Annotated in this window: 22 protein-coding genes; 13 read left to right on the forward strand and 9 right to left on the reverse strand. The window is 38.3% G+C overall.

What is annotated here, in order from left to right; genetic code table 11:
* Positions 1-335: 335 nt before the first annotated feature.
* The 8 genes from A9Y75_RS19560 (at position 336) to A9Y75_RS27825 (ending at position 7,120) form a co-directional block, all read left to right on the forward strand.
* Complete coding sequence (locus A9Y75_RS19560; protein ID WP_071191201.1) at positions 336-1,511, forward strand: nucleotide kinase domain-containing protein; 1,176 nt, start codon at positions 336-338, stop codon at positions 1,509-1,511.
* 51 nt (positions 1,512-1,562) lie between these two features.
* The gene (locus tag A9Y75_RS19565; protein ID WP_071191202.1) at positions 1,563-2,036 is read left to right on the forward strand and encodes a DUF1643 domain-containing protein; all 474 of its coding nucleotides are present in this window, start codon (positions 1,563-1,565) and stop codon (positions 2,034-2,036) included.
* A 51-nt stretch (positions 2,037-2,087) separates the two neighbouring features.
* Positions 2,088-2,984 (forward strand): nucleoside triphosphate pyrophosphohydrolase family protein, encoded by an 897-nt coding sequence (locus tag A9Y75_RS19570; RefSeq protein ID WP_071191203.1) that lies wholly within the window; start codon positions 2,088-2,090, stop codon positions 2,982-2,984.
* Between the two features lie 74 nt (positions 2,985-3,058).
* Positions 3,059-3,754: a hypothetical protein gene (locus A9Y75_RS19575; protein WP_071191204.1), complete on the forward strand. Its 696-nt coding sequence runs from the start codon at positions 3,059-3,061 to the stop codon at positions 3,752-3,754.
* A 71-nt stretch (positions 3,755-3,825) separates the two neighbouring features.
* Entirely contained in the window at positions 3,826-4,107 is a 282-nt protein-coding gene (locus A9Y75_RS19580) for a hypothetical protein (RefSeq protein ID WP_071191205.1), read from the forward strand.
* Entirely contained in the window at positions 4,104-4,520 is a 417-nt protein-coding gene (locus A9Y75_RS19585; protein WP_071191206.1) for a PIN domain-containing protein, read from the forward strand. The genes A9Y75_RS19580 and A9Y75_RS19585 overlap by 4 nt, the downstream gene beginning before the upstream one ends.
* Before the next feature lie 90 nt (positions 4,521-4,610).
* Positions 4,611-5,759 carry a DNA polymerase III subunit beta gene (gene dnaN / locus A9Y75_RS19590; RefSeq protein WP_071191207.1) on the forward strand — a complete coding sequence of 383 codons (1,149 nt, stop codon included), beginning with the start codon at positions 4,611-4,613 and terminating at the stop codon, positions 5,757-5,759.
* Between the two features lie 821 nt (positions 5,760-6,580).
* Positions 6,581-7,120 (forward strand): hypothetical protein, encoded by a 540-nt coding sequence (locus A9Y75_RS27825; RefSeq protein WP_143046456.1) that lies wholly within the window; start codon positions 6,581-6,583, stop codon positions 7,118-7,120.
* Positions 7,121-7,307: 187 nt separating this feature from the next.
* Here the strand turns inward: A9Y75_RS27825 and A9Y75_RS19600 are convergent, their stop codons facing one another.
* Positions 7,308-10,031 carry a GAF domain-containing protein gene (locus A9Y75_RS19600; protein WP_143046457.1) on the reverse strand — a complete coding sequence of 908 codons (2,724 nt, stop codon included), beginning with the start codon at positions 10,029-10,031 and terminating at the stop codon, positions 7,308-7,310.
* A gap of 152 nt (positions 10,032-10,183) precedes the next feature.
* Between A9Y75_RS19600 and A9Y75_RS29805 the strand changes: the two genes are divergently transcribed.
* Positions 10,184-10,759: a hypothetical protein gene (locus tag A9Y75_RS29805; protein WP_236721471.1), complete on the forward strand. Its 576-nt coding sequence runs from the start codon at positions 10,184-10,186 to the stop codon at positions 10,757-10,759.
* Positions 10,760-10,935: 176 nt separating this feature from the next.
* Here A9Y75_RS29805 and A9Y75_RS19610 read toward each other — a convergent pair whose 3' ends face one another.
* Both A9Y75_RS19610 and A9Y75_RS19615 read right to left on the reverse strand, forming a co-directional pair.
* On the reverse strand, positions 10,936-12,123 hold the full coding sequence (locus tag A9Y75_RS19610; RefSeq protein WP_071191210.1) for a TRC40/GET3/ArsA family transport-energizing ATPase: 1,188 nt from the start codon (positions 12,121-12,123) through the stop codon (positions 10,936-10,938).
* Between the two features lie 43 nt (positions 12,124-12,166).
* A complete protein-coding gene (locus A9Y75_RS19615) occupies positions 12,167-12,556 on the reverse strand; it encodes a DUF2358 domain-containing protein (RefSeq protein ID WP_071191211.1) in 390 nt (129 codons plus the stop codon).
* A 291-nt stretch (positions 12,557-12,847) separates the two neighbouring features.
* Between A9Y75_RS19615 and A9Y75_RS19620 the strand changes: the two genes are divergently transcribed.
* Together A9Y75_RS19620 and A9Y75_RS28745 are read left to right on the forward strand one after the other, a co-directional pair.
* Positions 12,848-14,875 carry an FAD-dependent oxidoreductase gene (locus A9Y75_RS19620; RefSeq protein WP_071191212.1) on the forward strand — a complete coding sequence of 676 codons (2,028 nt, stop codon included), beginning with the start codon at positions 12,848-12,850 and terminating at the stop codon, positions 14,873-14,875.
* Between the two features lie 453 nt (positions 14,876-15,328).
* Complete coding sequence (locus A9Y75_RS28745; RefSeq protein ID WP_177176248.1) at positions 15,329-15,559, forward strand: hypothetical protein; 231 nt, start codon at positions 15,329-15,331, stop codon at positions 15,557-15,559.
* Here A9Y75_RS28745 and A9Y75_RS19625 read toward each other — a convergent pair.
* From A9Y75_RS19625 to A9Y75_RS28750, 4 genes are all read right to left on the reverse strand, one after another.
* Positions 15,542-15,751: a hypothetical protein gene (locus A9Y75_RS19625; protein ID WP_071191213.1), complete on the reverse strand. Its 210-nt coding sequence runs from the start codon at positions 15,749-15,751 to the stop codon at positions 15,542-15,544. The two genes, A9Y75_RS28745 and A9Y75_RS19625, sit on opposite strands and share 18 nt — an antisense overlap.
* A gap of 39 nt (positions 15,752-15,790) precedes the next feature.
* Positions 15,791-16,531: an HpsJ family protein gene (locus tag A9Y75_RS19630; protein ID WP_071191214.1), complete on the reverse strand. Its 741-nt coding sequence runs from the start codon at positions 16,529-16,531 to the stop codon at positions 15,791-15,793.
* A gap of 62 nt (positions 16,532-16,593) precedes the next feature.
* Positions 16,594-17,001, reverse strand: a complete 408-nt coding sequence (locus A9Y75_RS19635; RefSeq protein WP_071191215.1) for a four helix bundle protein — start codon at positions 16,999-17,001, stop codon at positions 16,594-16,596.
* Between the two features lie 42 nt (positions 17,002-17,043).
* A complete protein-coding gene (locus tag A9Y75_RS28750; RefSeq protein WP_071191216.1) occupies positions 17,044-17,553 on the reverse strand; it encodes a hypothetical protein in 510 nt (169 codons plus the stop codon).
* A 1,281-nt stretch (positions 17,554-18,834) separates the two neighbouring features.
* Between A9Y75_RS28750 and clpS the strand changes: the two genes are divergently transcribed.
* Together clpS and A9Y75_RS19650 are read left to right on the forward strand one after the other, a co-directional pair.
* Complete coding sequence (gene clpS, locus A9Y75_RS19645; protein WP_026104235.1) at positions 18,835-19,158, forward strand: ATP-dependent Clp protease adapter ClpS; 324 nt, start codon at positions 18,835-18,837, stop codon at positions 19,156-19,158.
* Between the two features lie 2 nt (positions 19,159-19,160).
* Complete coding sequence (locus A9Y75_RS19650) at positions 19,161-19,457, forward strand: DUF2103 domain-containing protein (protein ID WP_071191217.1); 297 nt, start codon at positions 19,161-19,163, stop codon at positions 19,455-19,457.
* Between the two features lie 53 nt (positions 19,458-19,510).
* On the opposite strand, the gene A9Y75_RS19655 is transcribed toward A9Y75_RS19650, so the two are convergent.
* Together A9Y75_RS19655 and A9Y75_RS19660 are read right to left on the reverse strand one after the other, a co-directional pair.
* On the reverse strand, positions 19,511-19,834 hold the full coding sequence (locus A9Y75_RS19655) for a hypothetical protein (protein WP_071191218.1): 324 nt from the start codon (positions 19,832-19,834) through the stop codon (positions 19,511-19,513).
* Between the two features lie 579 nt (positions 19,835-20,413).
* Positions 20,414-20,899, reverse strand: a complete 486-nt coding sequence (locus tag A9Y75_RS19660; protein ID WP_071191219.1) for a molybdenum cofactor biosynthesis protein MoaE — start codon at positions 20,897-20,899, stop codon at positions 20,414-20,416.
* Between the last annotated feature and the right edge of the window lie 315 nt (positions 20,900-21,214).

Genomic DNA, 21,214 nt, shown 5'->3' on the forward strand with positions numbered 1-21,214 from the left:
GCTATCTCGTCCCACCTGTGAAACTTGGATTAAAATAATTCGTAATTCGTAATACTCCAAGCCTTGTTAAATAAAGGTTTCAGATTTTGCTCTCCTGAGTGTGATGAATTTCTGATTAAGCCTAGTCTCACGCAAAGGCGCAAAGGCGCAAAGGGATTTTTGAGTGTTTTTACGTTTTTAGAGATTTTTGCAAGTTAAGTTAAGAAAATGGTAGGTTGAGTTAAGCAACAGCACAACCTAACAAAAACTCTGATAATGTTGATTTTTGGATTTAACTGGACTGTATTACCCCATAATTGAGGAAAACTGATGACGATAAGCCAGGAGAGCAGTGTATGAAAGTAAGACAAGAAATTTTTGATACCTATTGGCGATTTTCTGCTATGCGCCAAGAAGTATTTTTCAACAAAATTAAAAATGTACCTCCACCTTGGACGAGTGATCCTATTCTTAATACTTATAAATTTTGTAATGCTTATCGAGTCAGTGATCGGGTTTCTCAATATCTGATCAAAAATGTAATTTACAATGGGAATAGGAGTCAAAATGAAGAGGAAGTATTATTTAGGATTTTGCTATTTAAAATTTTTAATAAAATAGAAACTTGGGAATATTTAGAAAACAAAATAGGAGATTATATTACACTGTCTAATTTTGATTTAGACATATATTCAAACATATTACAAGATGCTATGGATCTTGGCTATGTGATTTATACAAGTGCATATATGTCTTGTGCTAGTAAAGAGTTCGGTTATGATAAAAAACACCAAAATCATTTGGCATTAATTGATAAAATGGTTTTCCAAGATAAGGTAATTAATCCCATAGTCAAAGCTAAAAGTTTTGAGGAGATTTTTCATATTATTGAAGGATATCCATTGTTAGGTAAGTTTATGGCTTACCAATTAGCAACAGATATTAACTATAGTGAAGTTATTAATTTTGATGAAAATAGTTTTACCATAGCAGGACCAGGAGCAGAACGCGGTATAAACAAATGTTTTATTGATATTGAGGGAAAAAGTTATGCTGATGTCATTCATTGGATGACAGAAAATCAAGAAAATGAATTTCAACGTTTGGGATTAAATTTTCAATCGCTCTGGGGTCGTCCGCTACAAGCTATAGACTGTCAAAATCTTTTTTGTGAAACTGATAAATACTGTCGAGCCGCATTTCCTGATTTAAAAAGTAATCGCAAAAAGATAAAAGCCAAATTTACTCCAACTCCTCAACCAATTGATTATTTTTATCCACCTAAATGGTGTATTAATGATAAAGTTAAAGAAACTTTAGCAGAGAGATTGCCACCATTAGAAATTCCTAACTTGCAAGATAATTGTCAGCAGTTATCTTTAGAGTTAGATTCTTTCGTGAAACCTACATCTAAGATATCGGATAATTTATCAAAATTGCATAAAAAATCTCAGCAGAATACTCAGAATAAAAAATTAAAAGCTGTGCAAAATGCAGATACAGAAAAATCTCATCAGTTGTGTTTGTTTTGATATGTCTTAATAATTAGAAATTTTGATTCATGAACAGGAAAGTATGGTCAAATGGAAAAATATGCAAAGATTGATGGAAATTACCGCTACGTACTGGGACGTAAATGGGATAAAAATTTACAGCAAGTTACTTTTGTCATGCTTAACCCAAGCATCGCTGACCAAGAAAAAGATGATCCCACACTTCGTAAATGTATTAACTTTGCTAAATCTTGGGGTTATGGTTCTCTTGAAGTGGTGAATTTGTTTGCTTATATTGCTACAAACCCGCGTGAACTTCGTCAGGTAGATGAACCTGTAGGAAAAGAAAATAATTACTATCTAGAATTAGCAATAAATAATACATCTAAAATTATTTTAGCATGGGGTACAAAAGGCAACTTAAAAAAACGAGATCAAGAAGTTATCAATCTTATTTCTGTCCAAAAACCTCTTTACTGTTTAGGGTTAACAAAATATGGATATCCACGCCATCCTTTATATCTTAAAAAGAATACGCAAGCAATTATTTTTCCTCAAAATTAACTAAATATTATTATCCATAAAGTCAAATTTTTTAATAGAAGGAATTGCATTATGAATTTTTCTGAATATCAAACACAAGCACTAAATACAGATCAAATTCCTGCTGTAGAAGGTAGTGAATTAATCATCCCGCTATTAGGTTTAGTTGGTGAAGTTGGTTCATTGATGACAGAATATAAAAAACATTTACGAGACGGTGATGCACACAAATTATTTGAAGAAGGAATCTCTGAAGAATTAGGAGATATGCTTTGGTATATTTCCAATATAGCCAGTAAATTTAACCTGAATTTACAAGAAATTGCAGAAGATAATTTAACAAAGTGCAATGACCGTTGGGGATGGAGAAATTCACCTGAAACAGATAATAAAAATACAAGTTACATCTTTGATAATGACTTTCCCGAACATGAAAGTTTACCACGACAATTTGAAGTAGAAATTACAGAGATAAGCCGAGATAATTCAGTCAAAATGAAGGCATTTATAAACAAAGAACAGATTGGAAATGACCTCACTGATAATTCTTATAAAAGTGATGGCTACCGCTTTCATGACATTTTTCATTTTTCCTACGCCGCAGTTTTGGGTTGGTCGGTGGTTACTCGTAGTATGCTTAAACGTAAGCGTAAAAGTAATCATCTTATTGACGAAGTAGAAGATGGAGGTCGTGCGGTAGCTATTGAAGAAGGTATAGCAGCACTTGTATTTAGTTATGCTAAAGATCATGGTTTCTTAGAAGGTGTTTCAACATTAGATTATCAACTATTGAAGACTATTAAAAATATGACATCTCATTTAGAAGTTTCTTGTTGTTCGCTAGGAGATTGGGAGAGGGCTATTCTCATGGGTTATGATGTCTGGCGACAGGTAGAAAAAAATCGGGGAGGAACGGTAGTTATTGATATTGATGCAGGTTTAATAACTTATCAAATTGGTGTAATTTAAAGTAAGAAGTCTAGTTGGTATTTCGCCTCTATTAATAGAAAACTTTCATTTAATCATATCTTGAGGAAATAAAAATGAGTTTTTGGTCATCACAGACTTTGCGTTCTCGTCTTCCTAGTTTAATTGAACCATTTAATGATGATCAAATTGAGTCTGCATCATACCAATTGTGTTTAGGGGAAGAAGTTTATATTTCACCCCTTCCTGATACACCTCTGAAAGAACGAAAAAAAATTCCTCTTAGTGAGAAAGATACTGTTCCTATCCCTCCAGGACAGTTTGCATTTCTAATAACTTCTGAAGAAATCAAAATTCCTAACAATGCACTTGCATTTATTTCAATTAGATTTAAATTTAAATCAAAGGGCTTGATTAATGTTTCAGGTCTTCATGTAGATCCTGGTCATTGTGGCAAACTAATTTTTGCTGTTTATAATGCTGGACCTCTTCACCTTCATATAGAAAGAGGTGAAAGGGTTTTTTCTATATGGTATGCAGACTTAGATAAAGAAGATGATAATCCACGAAATAAGATCGGTTATAGTTCAATTCCCTCTGACTTAATGAATAGTCCTGATTTAGTTTCTTCTCTTCCTTATTTAAAAACACGTTTGGATGATCTAGAGAAAAAAGTAGAGAAATATTCTATTCAACAGGCTATTTTTTTTGGAATTGCTATTTCGGTTTTAGTTGCTTTTGCCAAGCCAATAGTAGAGATATTTATACAGCCATTACTAAATATGATTAAATCTTTTATTACCATCTATTAATTTCAAATTAGCGAAATAAATCTAAGCTATTGCTAAGATGATATAATTAACGCAATAAACGAGGTGAAGTCATGACAGTAAAAGAAGAACTAATCAAAGAAATTTCTCAAACCCCTGACTTTTTAATCCAAGAAGTATTAAATTTCTTACTGTTCATTAAAAACAGGTTTAAGCAAAGAGTTTCCGAAAATAGAACTGGAGATTTTACCGATACCTTAGCATCACAATCTTTTTTTAATTTCATTGATGATGTCAGTAGCCAAATTCCTCAATCAGAATGGGAAAAGCTACCATCTGATATGTCAAAAAATTTAGATCACTATCTATATGGTTCACCCAAGAGTGAAGAATGAAAAAAGTATTTGCTGACACAGGTTACTGGATTGCTCTACTAAATCCTAACGATGAATTGCATCTTAAAGCTAGAAGTGTGACTGCATCTTTATTGCCTAATGTCCGCATAGTTACCAGTGAAATGGTATTCACTGAATTGTTGAATGCTTTTTCTAAACAAGGAAGTAATTTTAAGAGAGCAGCAATTAGTCTAATTAATCAATCTTTTAGCAATTCTAATATTGAGATTGTTCCTCAAACGAGTGAACTGTTTATCAGCGCACTCGAATTATATAACCAACGTCTAGATCAAGGTTGGAGTCATACAGATTGTGCGTCATTTAAAATTATGGAGATGCAAAATATTTTAGAGGCTCTTGCTTATGATAAACACTTTGAACAAGCAGGTTTCATAGCTTTGCTGCGTCATTGAATATTTATATGCTTTCGGATATCGAATTGTATTTCAATCCCCAGTCCAAAATTTGTTACCATTATCCTTCACCAGCTGTATCTCAGATTTATGAAATTAGTTTGCGCTCAAAGCGATCTCAGTACCAACCTATCACTCGTCAGTCGTGCAGTACCATCAAGGCCAACTCATCCCGTACTTGCTAACGTACTGCTGCAAGCGGACGCTCAAACTAACCAAGTCAGCTTAACAGCCTTTGATCTCAGCTTGGGTATCCGCACCAGTTTTAGTGCTGAAGTATTAGAAGGGGGAGCGATCGCACTTCCTGCTAAACTACTTGTAGATATCACCTCTCGCTTACCAGAAGGTGAAATCACCCTAGACGATGAATCAGGGGACAACACCGGAGAAGGTATCATTGTCACTCTCAAACCCAAAAGCGGTAAGTATCAAGTCCGCGCTATGGGAGCAGAAGAATTTCCCGAATTACCCATAATTGAAAATTCAGAAGCAATTCACCTCACCACGGCTGCTTTAATTGAAGGATTAAGAGGTTCATTATTTGCTACTAGTGCTGATGAAACCAAACAAGTTCTCACGGGTGTGCATTTAACAGTTAAACAAGACACCTTAGAATTTGCAGCGACTGACGGACACCGTTTAGCTGTGCTAGAAACAACTAATGAGCGTCCGCTGGAGGGTAGCAGTCAACTTGAGGTAACAGTACCCGCAAGAGCATTACGGGAACTACAACGGATGTTAGCTCATAGCTCCTCAGAAGAAACTGTAGCCTTATATTTTGATCAAGGTCAAATAGTGTTTGCTTGGCAAAATCAACGCCTAACCAGCCGAACTTTAGAAGGACAATATCCCGCGTATCGGCAATTAATTCCCCGCCAATTTGAGCGACAAGTTACTATTGAACGGCGGCAATTTATTAGCACTTTAGAGCGAATTGCTGTGTTAGCAGATCAGAAAAATAATATTGTCAAAGTTAGCATTGATAACGCCAATCAAGAAATTACTTTATCTTGTGAAGCCCAAGATGTGGGTAGTGGTACAGAATCAATGCCGGCACAAATATCTGGGGAAGATATAGATATTGCCTTTAATGTCAAATATTTAATGGAAGGCTTGAAAGAGTTACCATCTTCAGAAATTCAAATGCATTTAAATCAAAGTCTCACGCCAGTAATTTTTACACCTTTGGGCGGTTTAAAAATGACCTATTTAGCTATGCCTGTACAACTTAGGAATTAGAAATAGTTCAATTTTGAATCTTGGGTTAACTCGTTCCCAGTTTCCAACTGGGAATGCTATTACAGAGGCTCTGCCTCTACTATTACTAAAATTCATTTCCATACTCTGTATGGAAAATAGAATACCGATTATTTTTAATATAAGCCTCCGCCAGTTTTACTCCTGACTCCTGAACCGATAGCGCAGCGTGGCGTAAGCCATAGGTCTGCCAAGCGTCTCCTGAATTCTGCTGTAACTGAGGATGATGTTAGAGGAGCGATCGCAAAGTTTAACTTGGCTTCTACAAAAGAAATTCCTGTAAATAAATTTAGCCAGGTAATGACAGAGTTAGAAAATTTATCATTTTGGTAAATTCGGGCAGAAGCCCCTACTTGCTAGGGGTATACCCGTGCTATGGCGTTCGCCAAACGTGTACCTTGCACTCAGAGATGCTGGGGTCAACGTGCCAATATCAGCTTTATCTGCTGCTATGCTACAATCTTAAATGTGTACTTAGATTAATCAATTCATATATGCCAACTCACTTTAGCAATACTCTGTGTCGTTCTGCTGCCAGTGCTGATGCTCAAATTGAGCTACCTTACAGTAGAAATATGATTAGCTTAGTTTTGATGAGTGCTCTACTGATAAGTCCTCTTCCAGCTCTAGGGCAATCTTCTGCCACATCGGTTGCCAATAGAGGTGAATCCCTTCTTGCTTTTGACATCAAAGATATCATCCCGATAAGGCGTAAGGTGAGAAGGTCGCGTAGGACACCTAGGACACCCTCCCAACGCCCCTCTCAATCTACAGACTTAGTAAACCAGAAGGAGCAGCAATATGTGAATAGTCTTTCTCCTGAAGAACGAGAGGTTTACGAGATTATCCAGAAAGCCAAACGCGATCTCCGACATCAGCCTATTGCTGATTTTCTTGGGAGCGGATTTGGCATTAGTCCCAAAGGAACTACTCAAACTCCACAAGACCTTGACCTAGAGTTTCAGAATGCTATTCGCGATAGTAATAATTCAACCAGTTCTCAACCTCTAGTTAATAATGGAAGTGTAGCCCCAACAAAACCTGGCAACCGAATACTTCAACGCATTTTAAATAAGAGAAGTAATGAAACACATGAACAATGGTATGCCAGAATTGACCCCGTGATTTCACGTACTCCGAGAGAGGAGTATAGAGCGTGGAAAGCAACTTTATCATCAGCTGATGATAAAGCCTACGATGCCCTAGTCCGAAAAGAAAATGAGCAGAAAAGGCAACGGATGCAAGAGGCGGATGCTGCCCTGTGGGATATGTTTAAGCGCGATTTATCTTGTAGATGGGTGCCAGATGCTAACGGTGATTATGTTAAGGTCTGTAATGATTGAGCTTTCCTCTTACCTAATCTCCCCTCTCAATTAGGTTACATCAATTTATCAAAAAACTATACACGGTTTCCGCTCTTATGAAGTACATCTTAGCCCCCTCCTCGCTTGCGGGGAGGGGGTTGGGGGTGGGGTGATTGTGATAAACGCCATAGCATTAAGAGTCAGAGACTGGGAACGAGATACGAGATTAGGTGATGTGGAAAATGGGAATTTCAATCCAGAATTCTGTACCTACATTTGGTTGTGAATCACATTTAAATACACCGCCGTGTTTTTCCACCACAATTTGATAACTAATTGATAACCCCAAGCCAGTACCTTTACCCACTGGCTTAGTAGTGAAAAATGGGTCAAATATTCTTGCCTTTTGAGCTTTGGGCATTCCTGGTCCATTGTCACTAATACGAATTACTGCACTCTGCACATTTTCATTCATTTCACCTATAGAAGTACAAATAGTAATTTTCCCTAATTGGGTATTTTCTGATTTAAATGTTTTATAATTTTCTAAGGCATCAATTGCATTACTTAAAACATTCATAAATACTTGATTTAGTTGTCCAGGATAACACTCTACCAAAGGTAAATTGCCATATTCTTTGATTATTTGAATGTTCGGACTTTCTGGTCTGGCTTTTAAGCGATGCTGTAAAATCAGTAAAGTGCTATCAATGCCATCATGGATATTCACTTCCTTCATTTCTGACTCATCAAGGCGTGAAAAATTTCGCAGAGATAAGACGATTTGCCGAATTCTGTCAACTCCAATTTGCATAGAAGATAAACTTTTTGGTAAATCTTCAATCAGAAATTCTAAATCTAATTCTTCTGCTCGTTCCACAATCTCTAAACTGGGTTCTGGGCATTCCTGCTGATAAAGATGGAGCATACTGAGTAAATCTTCAGCATATTCATTGATATGGACAAGATTGCCAGATATAAAGTTAACTGGATTATTAATTTCATGGGCAACACCTGCTACAAGTTGCCCCAAAGAAGACATTTTTTCAGTTTGAATAAGTTGGGTTTGAGTTGATTGTAATTCATGCAGAGTTTGCGTTAATTGTTCAGCTTGCTGTTTAGTTTTCACTAGTAATTCAGCTTGTTGAATCGCTACCCCTAATTGGGAAGCAATCTGACTAATGAAACTAACTTCTGTGTATTGCCATTTTCTGGAACTGGAGTGTTGATAAGTACAAAGTAAACCCCAAAGTTTTTTGCCTACAAAAATAGGAGCCAACACAAAAGCCAGAATTTGAAACTGCTCTAAATTATCAACATGACAGGGAGCAAAACCCATTTTATAGATATCATCTACAGCAAAAGTTTCATTATTTTGGTAGCGTCCTCCCTTGGTTTCTTGTAAATAAGTATCATTCCAAATTGTATTGATTCCCAGTTTAGTATCATTTAACCAGTTGGGACTAGCAGCTTCAAAATCACCGACAAATTGCCCACCCCAATCGGCACTGAATTTATAAACAGAAACACGATCAGCTTTGATTAATTGGCAAACTTCCTTAGTGGTGGTTTGAAAAATAGTTTCAATTTCTAGAGATTCACGAATCTTGTTAATAACTCCAAATACTGCTTGTTGTTGTTCAGCAGTCCTTTGCATTTCTAATGTTCGCTTCTGAACTTGTTTTTCTAAGTTTTCATTAAATGCTTGTACTTGTTGGTAAAGTTCATATTGCTGAATTGCGGAAGCAAAGTGTTTACTGATTTCTTTCGCTAAATTAATTTCTTCATTTGTCCATTTTTGAGGTTGTGCTTTTTTAGTTTCTCGCCAAATTTCAAAAGATAGCCGGGGGTAAATTTGCCGATGATCTGGATCAAATTGTCCAGCCCAAAGGGTTTCTGTATCTAGTTCATTACGAAAAATACTTAAATAGCCCACCAATTGCTGACGATAGTGGAGCGGAATCATCAAGATGCTGCGAATTTTTGTGGGTTTAAAAGCAACTTGTACATTTCTTAAATTCGGATTTTCATAGATGTCGGAAATTGCCCAAACTTCATATTCACCAAATTTATAATGTTCCTGCCAGACACTATACTGCTCTAATAAGGGATATTTGCTTTGGGCTGGAATTTCAGGTTGCTGTCCACAGGTATAAAGTTCAAAACAATCCCTACCAGGAATTAAACATTCAGATAAGCTTCTAAAGCTGCTATTTTCAAAGTCAAAGGTGCTTTGTCTGATACATAATCTGCCTCCAACTCCCTTAAAAGCGGCCACTGTGGCTTCTAATGGTGGTTGTAAAACTATCGTTGGTAGTGAATGGAGTAAAGTACCAATGCTGTTAATGATAGTTTCTTGTTCGGCTTTGGCGCGGGCTTGGGTGAGGAGGTGATTTTGAGCGATCGCTATGGGTAACTGCTCTACTACCATTTGCATCACTTCTAGTTCAGATTCTGCCACATCACGAGCTTGAGAATGATGAGATACTAACAATCCCCAAAGTTCATCTTGATAAATAATCGGCGCAACTACAGAAGATTTAACACCCAAAGCCGTCAAATATTCTACATGACATGGATCTAATGTCCGATAAATAATCTCCTCAGAGATAATTTCTCCGGTTTCCAGATCACGCTGAGGACATTGACCAATCTCTCTAGAATCAACATTTACTACAGAACGCACCCGCGACTTAATAAACATTTCCCGCGCGTGGAGAGGAATGTCATCCGCAGGAAAATTCAACCCCAATAAAGACGGTAAACGATTTTCATAAATAGATTCAGCAATAACCTCACCACTACCATCAGCATGAAATTTGTAAATCATGACTCGGTCAGTTCCCAGTAAAGAGCGAACTTCAGCCGAGACTACTGTGATAATGTCTTCTAACTCTAAGGATGGTCTAATGCGATTTGTAATCCGACGTAATAAATTTTCTTTTTCCATACCTGTCCTCAGGTCTAATGGAGGGATGGAGGCCATTGCTTTGATAAAATCATTTAGTATCTTACTATGGTAAGCGATTCAGCTTAATCGTATTTTTAGATTTTACTCATGTCTTTGTCTTCAGTAAGATTACGGTCAAAGGATTTTGGAGTTTGGAGTTTGGAGTTTGGAGTTTGGAGTTTGGAGTTTGGAGTTTGGAGTTTGGAGTTTGGAGTTTGGAGTTTGGAGTTTGGAGTTTGGAGTTTGGAGTTTGGAGTTTGGAGTTTGGAGTTTGGAGTTTGGAGTTTGGAGTTTGGAGTTTGGAGTTTGGAGTTTGGAGTTTGGAGTTTGGAGTTTGGAGTTTGGAGTTTGGAGTTTGGAGTTTGGAGTTTGGAGTTTGGAGTTTGGAGTTTGGAGTTTGGAGTTTGGAGTTTGGAGTTTGGAGTTTGGAGTTTGGAGTTTGGAGTTTGGAGTTTGGAGTTTGGAGTTTGGAGTTTGGAGTTTGGAGTTTGGATTATCGCTATGAAAACTCATCTCGGTTGAGTAAAGCTATTATTCGCTTCGTCCCCAAACAAGCTCAAAATAATGCCTCAAAATGGTACGTTATTGATACCAGTGAAACTGGGGAAATTATCGCTTTAGCAGATGTTCCTTATCGCTTGGGTATTGATGCACTCTCTTACCTGGAACCTTCCTCTTCTAGCACCACTATTTTGGATGAGGTTAAAATCACCCTGCTAATCCTTTAATCTTGATCTTAACAGGCAACAGAATTTTCTTACATACAGCAGATTGCAGATCAATGAGGTACAGAATCAAAATTGAAACCTAGATACCAAGCCAGTTTTACTCCTGACTCCTGAATTCTGCTGTATCATGTAGTTGGATTGCTATAAGAATTTTCAGTCACCTGTTAAGTAATCATCTAAACCTTCCCAATGTCAGCAAAGCGAATTTTTAGATAATCATCTTCCATTTTTGCACCTGATGGTTGAAGTGCTGCTAAAGCCTGCGGTAAAACTAAATTACGACGATGATTACCAATCGTAATATTTAATTCATCGCCACTTTTATTGAGTTGAATTTGGTTTTTGGGAATACCCGGTAAATACAGTTCCAAGCTGTATTGGTTATTTTCCTGCACAACTCGGATAGTTGTTTCTTTATAATATATCTGAGTTGGATCTTCATCCTGGTAGAGCGTTTCTTTGAGTCTCTCTAATGCTGCTAAACCGCACATTTCTTCAGAATAAAGAGGTACTTCCTTCACAGGTAAGGGGTGGAAGTTTTCATGAATTTCTTGGCGATATTGTTCTTGATTTTCTTTCCAACGTTTGAAGAAGGGATCTTCAACTTCTTTAGGAATAATGCGATTAGCAATAATTAAATCGGTAGCCACATTATATAAACTCAAATAAGCATGAGCGCGGAGAGATTCTTTAATCACCATCTTTTCTGGGTTGGTGACAAGACGGACTGAAGTTTGAGTATTGTCAGTCAATACTTTTTCTAAAGCTTCTATTTGTTCATAAAACTCATAAGGAGCATCCATTACTTCTTTATCTGGTAACGAAAAACCAACAATTGGTCTAAAAATAGGCTCAACTAGAGGTCTAAGTGCTACCGAGATGTTTTGAAAAGGTTTATAGAAGCGCCGCATATACCAGCCGCCGACTTCTGGTAAACTCAACAAACGTAGAGCCGTACCAGTCGGAGCCGAGTCAATAATTAAAACGTCAAATTCCCCTTCATCATAGTGACGTTTCATTCTGACCAAGCCAAAAATCTCATCCATTCCCGGTAAAATGGCTAATTCTTCGGCTTGTATCCCGTCTAAACCCCTTGCTTGTAACACCTGAGTGATATAACGCTTCACCGCACCCCAGTTACCTTCTAATTCTTGGAGTGCGTCGAGTTCTGCTCCCCACAAATTTGGGCGGACTTGTCGGGCATCATGTCCTAATTCTAGATCAAAACTGTCTGCTAGGGAGTGAGCAGGGTCTGTACTTAAAACTAATGTACGGTATCCGAGTTCTGCACAACGCAGCCCTGTTGCAGCCGCAACGGAGGTTTTACCTACGCCACCCTTGCCGGTCATTAAAATTACTCGCATGGATGATTCTGTCCTGCCTGAATTTTGTTTACATTTATTTACATTATCCGTTGTTTACGGAAAAGAAGTGCTGCTTTAGTACATCTAAACTTGAACAATGCCAATAATCAATGTGGGAAACTATCAAATCATCAGCATTAAGACGTAATTCACTCCAACCAGAGATAGATATGCGTGGTTTCCAAGGAAGGGGAGAATTCCAACTCAGCGTCCATTCGCTTTTAATGATGTCTTCTTGACGTTGGATGTTATGCAAATCCATTTTCAGATTTAAGAAAAAAGTCTGAATGAATTTAATCATCCATTTATAAAGTTCTAAACCACGAAATTTAAAAACCGTATCTTGAAAATAAACATCAGAAGCATAAATGCTGTAAGTTTGATCAACGGGAAATCTTTGATAGTCGGCTTTGAGAATTTCAATAATATCCATAATAGGGAATAGGGAATAGGATTATAGAAAATTCAGGTGTACTGAGTAAGTAGGTAGGCGAAAATAAATAAAACTATGTTAAGTAAGGTAACAAATTCTGAAATTGGCTCGTAGTTAGGGCTTTAGCCCTACTTTCAGGTCTAAAGACCTGACTACAAACCTTATTATAAGTCTTTAACCGGACAAGATAGAATTTGCCAGATGGATTTGAGATCACCCACCTTGTAAAGAACATTTCTTCAGATGCTACCGTCTACAAGTTGACGCAGTAGTACACGGAGTGCATAAACCATGAAGCGCAGAGACAAAAAAAGCTTCCAGAAATCAATCATCAGTCTCAGTTTACTTCCCACCTTTCTCACCCCCTATTTCGTCAGCGCTACCCCACCCAGAAACCCAGATAAAACCGTAAATTGTGAAATTCTCATTGTTGGTGGTGGACTATCCGGTGCAGCGACAGCTTATGAGGGGTTACTTGCAGGACGGACAGTTTGCTTAACGGAAATTACTGACTGGTTGGGTGGACAAATCTCCTCTCAAGGTACATCTGCATTAGATGAAAGACCAACTCAACGGGCTAAACAATTCTATTCTCGCGGATATTTGGAATTACGAAACCGTATTCAACGCAAATATGGTAAACTTAACCCCGGCGATTGTTGGGTAAGTGACTCCTGCTTTCTTCCTCGTGATGCTCACAACATTCTTACCCAAATGCTCAAAGATGCAGAAAAGCAGGGTAAAGGAAAGTTGCAATGGTTTCCCAACACCGTAATTAAAGAATTAGGAATTAGTGCTGATGGTAAAATTATTAACAACGCCACAGCTATTCAACATCAACCCACAAAAGGCGCACCACCTCTCAACACTTTTCCTTTATCTCAAACCATTGAAGATGCTTATCGCTATGAAAACTCATCTCGGTTGAGTAAAGCTATTATTCGCTTCGTCCCCAAACAAGCTCAAAATAATGCCTCAAAATGGTACGTTATTGATACCAGTGAAACTGGGGAAATTATCGCTTTAGCAGATGTTCCTTATCGCTTGGGTATTGATGCACTCTCTTACCTGGAACCTTCCTCTTCTAGCACCACTAACGATCCTTATTGTACTCAAGGTTTTACCTACACTTTTGCAATGGAGGCGACTAAGGAACCGCAACAGCAAGCAATGCCTCCATTTTACTCACAATATGCACCATATTTCAGTTATGAATTAGCACGACTGGCGAATTTTGATTTAGTGTTTACCTATCGTCGCATTTGGAGTCCTCAACAAGGAAAACAAATGAAATTTGGTGGTATTAATTTTACTGTTCCTACTCCTGGGGATATCTCTATGCAAAACTGGACTTGGGGTAATGACTACCGTCCAGGAACTAAAGATGATAATCTCATCTACACTCGTCAACAGTTGCAAGCCAGTGGCCAGTTACAGCCAGGTGGTTGGATGGGGGGATTGCGAACTGAAACTTTCCGCAAAGGTGAAGAAAATGCTCTTTCCTATTTTTATTGGTTGTATGCGGGAACTACTGATTCTCAATTAGGTGAAGGTGTAAAAAAACCGTACCCAAATAATCGGTTGTTAACGGGTTTAAATTCCCCAATGGGAACAGTACATGGTTTATCGAAATATCCCTATATGCGGGAAGGAAGACGCATTATTGGCCGTCCCAGTTGGGGACAACCGCAAGGTTTTGGGATTTGGGAAGTTGATATTTCTCGCCGCAATTATAATGACGAATATTACCGTAAAACTTTGCCGACAGATATGTATCGCCAGTTAAAAGCGACACTGGCTGGTTTAGAGGCTACTTCTGTAATTAGGGGTGAAGTTTCTCCTGATAAAGCTATGCGGCGAAGTCGTTCGACTATTTTCCCTGATGCTGTAGGTATCGGTCACTACGCTATTGATTTTCATCCTTGCATGACAAAAAGTCCCGCAGAAGCACCTGGTAATACGGAACGTGCAGGAGAAAGACGTGGTGCGGGACAAGCGTATCCTTTCCAAATTGCTCTGCGGGCGATGATTCCCCAAAAGATTGATAATTTATTAGTAGGTGGTAAGAGTATTGCTACTAGTCACATAGCTGCTGCTGCTTATCGGGTACATTCTTTTGAGTGGTCTTCTGGTGCGGCTGCGGGAACTGTGGCTGCTTTTGCTCTCAAACAAGGAATCGCACCTTACCAATTAGTTGATGATTTACCTAAACAGGAACCGCAACTACAAGTTCTCAAACGTCTGTTGGAGCAAAATGGTAATCCTACGGCTTTTCCTGATACTTCCATTTTTAACCAAAATTGGGATGATTGGCGGTAATATCGCTTCACTTTAAGAGGATGTTTGAAAAGTTTTGGGCGAATATAATTCGCTACTACACAAACGAAGTCCACGTGCGTGGACTAACCAAAAAACAGGTGTTTCAAACCCACGGAGGTGGGTTTTGTCTGTGTAGCCGCGACTTCTAGTCGCCAGGGTTAGTATGGATTGAGACTTTTCAAACACCCTCTAAGGTTGATAAAAATAGATAGGGCTTGCTGTATCCCTTACGGGAGCCGTAGGTATAAAAGTCTTTCCGTTAGGGTTAGGAGTCAGGAGCCAGGAGCCAGGAGTCAGGAGTCAGGAGTCAGGAGGAAGAATTAGAAGCAGCTTTTGAATAGTTGCTTTGGCGGAAAAGTGATAAGTTTTTGATGGGTAAAATGTCTATTCCTTGCACCTTATTATATTCGCCAGGGTTAGTATGGATTGAGACTTTTCAAACACCCTCTAAGGTTGATAAAAATAGATAGGGCTTGCTGTATCCCTTACGGGAGCCGTAGGTATAAAAGTCTTTCCGTTAGGGTTAGGAGTCAGGAGCCAGGAGCCAGGAGTCAGGAGTCAGGAGTCAGGAGGAAGCCAATAGCAGCACCAACAGGTCCCCCAATAGTAGCACCAACTCCCGCACCGGCAATGGCTAAAGCTGGAATAACTTCTATAATTTTTTTCTTAATTTCTTCTTTTTGAAACTTTGTAAATATTGGTTAATTCTTTAATTCCTTTGCCAATGGTGACGCGATTCCATCCTAACTCTCGCGCTGCCAGTGACTGTCCTCCTTTTCCCAATGCCACCACTGTTTGTGCTATAAATCTACGCTTTGCCCCACCTTTTAATTGTTCTGCTTTGGTGTCGGTAAGTTTGGTTTGTTTGATGAACATTATTGTTCACATTTTTCAAGCATAATTAGAAGTTGGCAATTAAACATTTTTATCAATGGTACGTATCCAACCAGTTAATCTCCAAAGGCTAATAAAGCAAAATCCTGAAATAATTGTCCCTAAGTTAATTCTTACAGATGTTTTAACTAAATTTATCGTTTGTCCTCTTTTTGCTGTAGTGGCTGTATCTAAAGCCGTTTGAGCCGAAGTTTGAATTTGCTGAGAAATTTGTTTTTTCAACTCTTCAGGAGACTTGTTAGAGTTAGGATCTATGGGAATATTTAAACCACTAGCAATACTATTTAGTTGTTGAGGAGATGTTACTGTTTGCAATCTTTCGGTGATTTGCTGAATCTGCTCTTGTTGTTGTGCTTGTTGAGTAGCAAATTGATTGTTTATATTCCTATAAAGTGTTAAGCTATTATTGATGCCCAAGGGCAACATTAATAGATAAAATATGCCAATTACTAAAGCTATCCAAGATAAAAATTTTAATGTAGCGATTTGTTTGCCATTAATTATGCTAGATTGGGTGAATAAAAATATGAATGTAAAACCTAGCAAGATAGACCAAACATTATCCACCATTCTACCAATTGCCTCAAATTCCCAATTGGGGTTTGTTAGCTGAGGCGGAAGGAGAATGGCTAGGTAGTTAACCAGGGAAAACACGAGCAGAAAATAACCAGTAATGCGTAATAAGGCAAATGAACGCTTTTCAAGATTTTCAGTGATTTCTATTGCTTTGGTAGGGACTTTTGCGGCTTTTTTTGTTTTCATAGGTTTGTTTTAATTTTTTGTATTTCCAGGGAGCAGGGGGCAGGGGGCAGGGAGATGAGAAATTAGCGTTTTATCAACCAGGGAGATGGATTGTTGATTATAGTTACTAGAGTGCCTAAAACTCGGTTGTAAGTTGCATAAAGTTCTCTGGCTGTATTAACATCTAAATAACCACATTTCACAGCAAATTTTAGCCAAGTTTGCGTTTCTGCTGCTTCAGCTTGTCTACGACACGCTCCGCGAACACTGTCATTCAATTTAGCTATAAAAGCTGCTTCATAACGACGTTTTCTCCAAGCTTCAGCTAAATTAGCACATACAGAACGGGATGATCTACGAATCTGGTCAGTTAAAGAATAACGTTCTTCAACAGGAAACTTTTTAGATAATTCAAAGATGTTCATGGCAACATCAAATGCCATTTTGTATACTTCTAGGTCTTCATGACTTTTGATTGGTTCTTTTTCCATTCCCCCTGCCCCCTGCCCCCTGCTCCCTGCTCCCTGCAAATCCTAGCTAACCGTCCCGGTTACAGGGTTGGCGAGTCGGCTTTTTGATGCTATGCTCTTTTTAGCCTTTCTCATCAGTCCCAAGGCGAACAGTCCCCCCACTGTCGGAATTGTTGCTCCTCCGGGGATGTTGTCGAAGGGTACTTCTGCTTGGGGTAGCTCAGTGGCTACAGCCCACTGGGCAGGAATAACACGGGTATCTATAACTTCTTCACCGACACCAAACACGCGACTTGAAACAGAACCAAACATACCGATATCAAGTCGAGTCCACGCAAACCGAAGTTCCGGGGTTTGGACTTGGTTGGCAAATGATTGAGCGACATCCGATTGCCCCCACCAAGGGTTTAATTCTAGAGCAATCTGATTGCTATTAAACGTTCCCCCAACAGTAGTCACATTATACTGAGTATTATTCAAAGTGACTACCACCGCATTAGCAGGAGATAAGCAAGTCATAGCACCACCAACAGCAGCAGCACTAATCACCAAAGGCATAATAAATCGTTTCATCATCATCGTCCTTTAATACAAAATTGAAATTGTTCACCAGACAGGTGGGTTCACGTAAATACCCAAAATGTTGTGTAAAGTCAACCACACGCACATTAAAAATAATACCCAGATCAAAAGTAAATAGTCAAGTCACTTTCAGGTGTTTTTTCAACTTTTTAAGCAAATTTCATATTATTTACTTTTCTAAGTATTTATACGAATAATTTTACCCCTGCTCCCTGCCCCCTGCCCCCTGCGGAAATAAAATATACAGTATTGTAAAAATGATAATCATTACAAGGGGGGATATGAGAGTTTTTGATACACTATGAGGGACTTTTCAAACATCCTCTTAATTAAATTTCATACATCATCTATCTCTAGAAGAATAAGGTTGAGCTGACATTGCTAGATATTGCTAATTTCATCTATACAAATAATTTTGTGTAAATTAAAAACCTTTATTCAGAAATTACAGAAAACCTCTCCACACCTAAAATCATATTTTGCTTTTCTCATAACCTAACACCTGTATAGCAACTGCCAAATACTGCTGTCATCTCTAAAGTTAATTCATTTATTTATTTAGTTATTAAGTTAATAAACTTAATTAAGTTAATAAAGAATCCTAAAATCATTCAGAGGGAACTCTTAACGGGCAACTCTTAACAAAAAAAACTCATGTTTAGAAACATGAGATTGAAATAATGACCTTTTTTAATTAAAAGTTAAAAGTTAAAAGTTAAAAATTAAAAATTTAAGATTAATAATAATTTTTAATTAATTTTGGCTGCAAGCCCCCACTGATTGCAATTTTTAATTAATAATTTTTAATTTTTAATTGGAGCGTTCGCGCAGCGTCTCGTAGAGAAGCGACTTGATTGAGCTTTAAACTCAGAACTAAAGTTTCTTATCCATTCCCTATTCCCTATTCCCTATTCCCTATTCCCTTTTTTTGTAACCGATATCTAAGAAAAACTGAACTATAAATGTTGATACAGTTAAAGTAAGTTAGGTTAAACTAGTTTTTGTAGTCTGGGTTTGTCAAACCTCTTTTTTGACTAAAAAGACGCAAAGACGCGGAGCGCAACCCTGCTCAAGTTTGAATCTTCTAGCTGTCTTCTATGGGATTTCCCCCTGTCCTCGCGTCCCTGTGTCCCTCTGTCCTTTTCAATTATTGTTCTATGTAGGTGGACGGGGAAAAACAGAAATATGTAACGAAAAGCAAAATTGGCTCAAAACCTCTTCCCTGTTCCCTGTTCCCTTGTCATAACGACAATTTTTAACGCCAACCTACTTATGCTTAAAAGACTAACAGCTGTTTATGGCATGGCAACAGCGCCAACAGTAACACCTGATCGGGTTAATCAAGTTACTCGCAAAACTTATCCAAATTACAAAGTGATTGTATTGAATGACGATTTCAATACATTTCCCCATGTAGCTGAGTGTTTGCTCAAGTATATTCCGGGAATGTCGAGCGATCGCGCTTGGGATCTCACAAATCAGATACATTACGAAGGACAAGCGATCGTTTGGGTAGGTCCCCAGGAACAAGCGGAACTATACCACCAACAGCTGCGACGGGCTGGTTTGACTATGGCTCCTCTGGAAGCAGCATAATCATGGGCAAACCCACGGATGGTAGACTAGTCTGGAATCACTCCACCCACATTTCTGGTCTAATCGCAATTTTAGAACGTCTATGTCAACAAGACGGCATTCACACTGTAACACCGGCAGTCATTGGGCGAGCGAGAGGTCATTGTCCAAAAATGCAGTTGCGTGTGTCTGTACCCATTCGCGGGGGTTATAAAGTCATTGCACGGCAGGGTAAGACGGTACAAGAGGTATTTGTTCTCACGACTTTGGAATTGGAGCAACTGGAAATAGCAATTGCGATCGCTATGAAAATTACATGAATACGACGATTCACAAAGGGAAGAGCCGAATATTCTCCTCCCTTAACTTTTGATTATTCCTCAACTTCATGCACTGCAAATTTATGTAATGGTAAACTGAGGATACAAGAAAAAGTTAAAAAATAGGATAACGCTGTAGTAATTTTCACGGCCATTGCTAAACTTTCCCAGTTTGGTAAAACTGTCTTTTCGATCCCAAAAGCCACGCAGTAAACCAGCCAGTAAGCAAAGCTCATTCTCAAAAGAATTTCTTCTGTTTCTTGAGCATCATCTTTTTGTTGCTTCTTGTCATCCCACAGTAAAAACAGCCCCATAATACAAGCTACAGAGGAAACAGCAACTACAAATTCATGACAAAATAAATTTACAGAGTCCATTGCCTTGATCCAACTATTTTGGTTTTTCCATCGTCAATTAGTCTAAAGGACTATTCCGAACGAATATGCAAAATAGTTACAAACCGCAATAGTTATCTGATATTTACTGATAGTTATGTAAACAATTGCAAATAAAATTCTCTATTAATTTACAATTGTTTAATTAAATTTAATTACAAAATCAAACAAACCTCACTCACTAAATGCTTAAAAAAGCAATTTTAACAGTTACCGCAATAGGGTTATAGCGTTTCCCAGTCTAAGAGGATGTTTGAAAAGTTTTGGGCGAATATAATTCACTACTACACAAGCCAAGTCCACCTGCGTGGACTAACGAAAAATCAAGGGTTTGAAACCCACGGAGGTGGGTTTTGTCTGTGTAGTCGCGACTTCTAGTCGCCCAGTGAAGTATGAATTTAGACTTTTCAAACACCCTTTAATGAAGTACACACCAATTTATTCCCTGTTAAGAGTTCCCTAAAACTAGAAAACTTTGTACCTTACGAGCATGGGAACTGCAAACACAGACACAGAAAGACTTTCAACCCGGTTACGAATTAAAACTTACCTATTTTTCTTCTAACAATTAGCGTCCGTCACTTCGCAAGCACCAATACTCACCCAACTACTAGAACCATCTTGCCAATGTTCTTTCTTCCAAATAGGTGCTTGGTGTTTAATGGTGTCAATTGCATATTGACAAGCAGCAAATGCTTCACCTCGATGGGGACATCCCACAGCCACTAAAACACTGATTTCTCCAACTTGTAACCGCCCAATGCGATGATATATGACCACCCGCTTCACATTAGGCCATTGGTAGCGAATATCATCTGCAATTTGATAAAATACTTGTAATGCCATCGGATCGTAAGCTTGATACTCTAAAGCAACCACAGGTTGTCCGTCGGTTTGATTACGAACCATCCCACTCATTAGCACCACAGCACCATTAGCTGGGTCATCAGCTTTAGTATAGATTTCCTCAAGAGACAATGGAGCAAAGGTAACACCAAAGCTATCTTCGGTTCTAGTTTTAATAGGAAAAGCAAGTGGGGTTTTCATAATTAAGTTTTGATAATTTTCTAGTGTAATTAATAGAAATTAATTATAAATCAAGGGCTACTATAGAAATTACCTTAAATTTTTCTGTATCCCTGATGGGACCTTCTTAACTTTTTTAGCCCTGAATCCCTTGAGCTATCTAGGTTTTACATTTATATGCCTAAGAGGTTGTTTGAAAAGTATTAGATGAAACCAATAATTTCCAAGAACCTAACCCCCCAGCCCCCTTCCCTACCAGGGAATGGGGGTTTCAAAGCCTCTCCCCGCGTCGGGGAGAGGTTTGGAGAGGGGTTTATTTATACATTAAAAACTTTT

Source organism: Trichormus sp. NMC-1, assembly GCF_001858025.1.
Lineage (GTDB): Bacteria > Cyanobacteriota > Cyanobacteriia > Cyanobacteriales > Nostocaceae > Anabaena.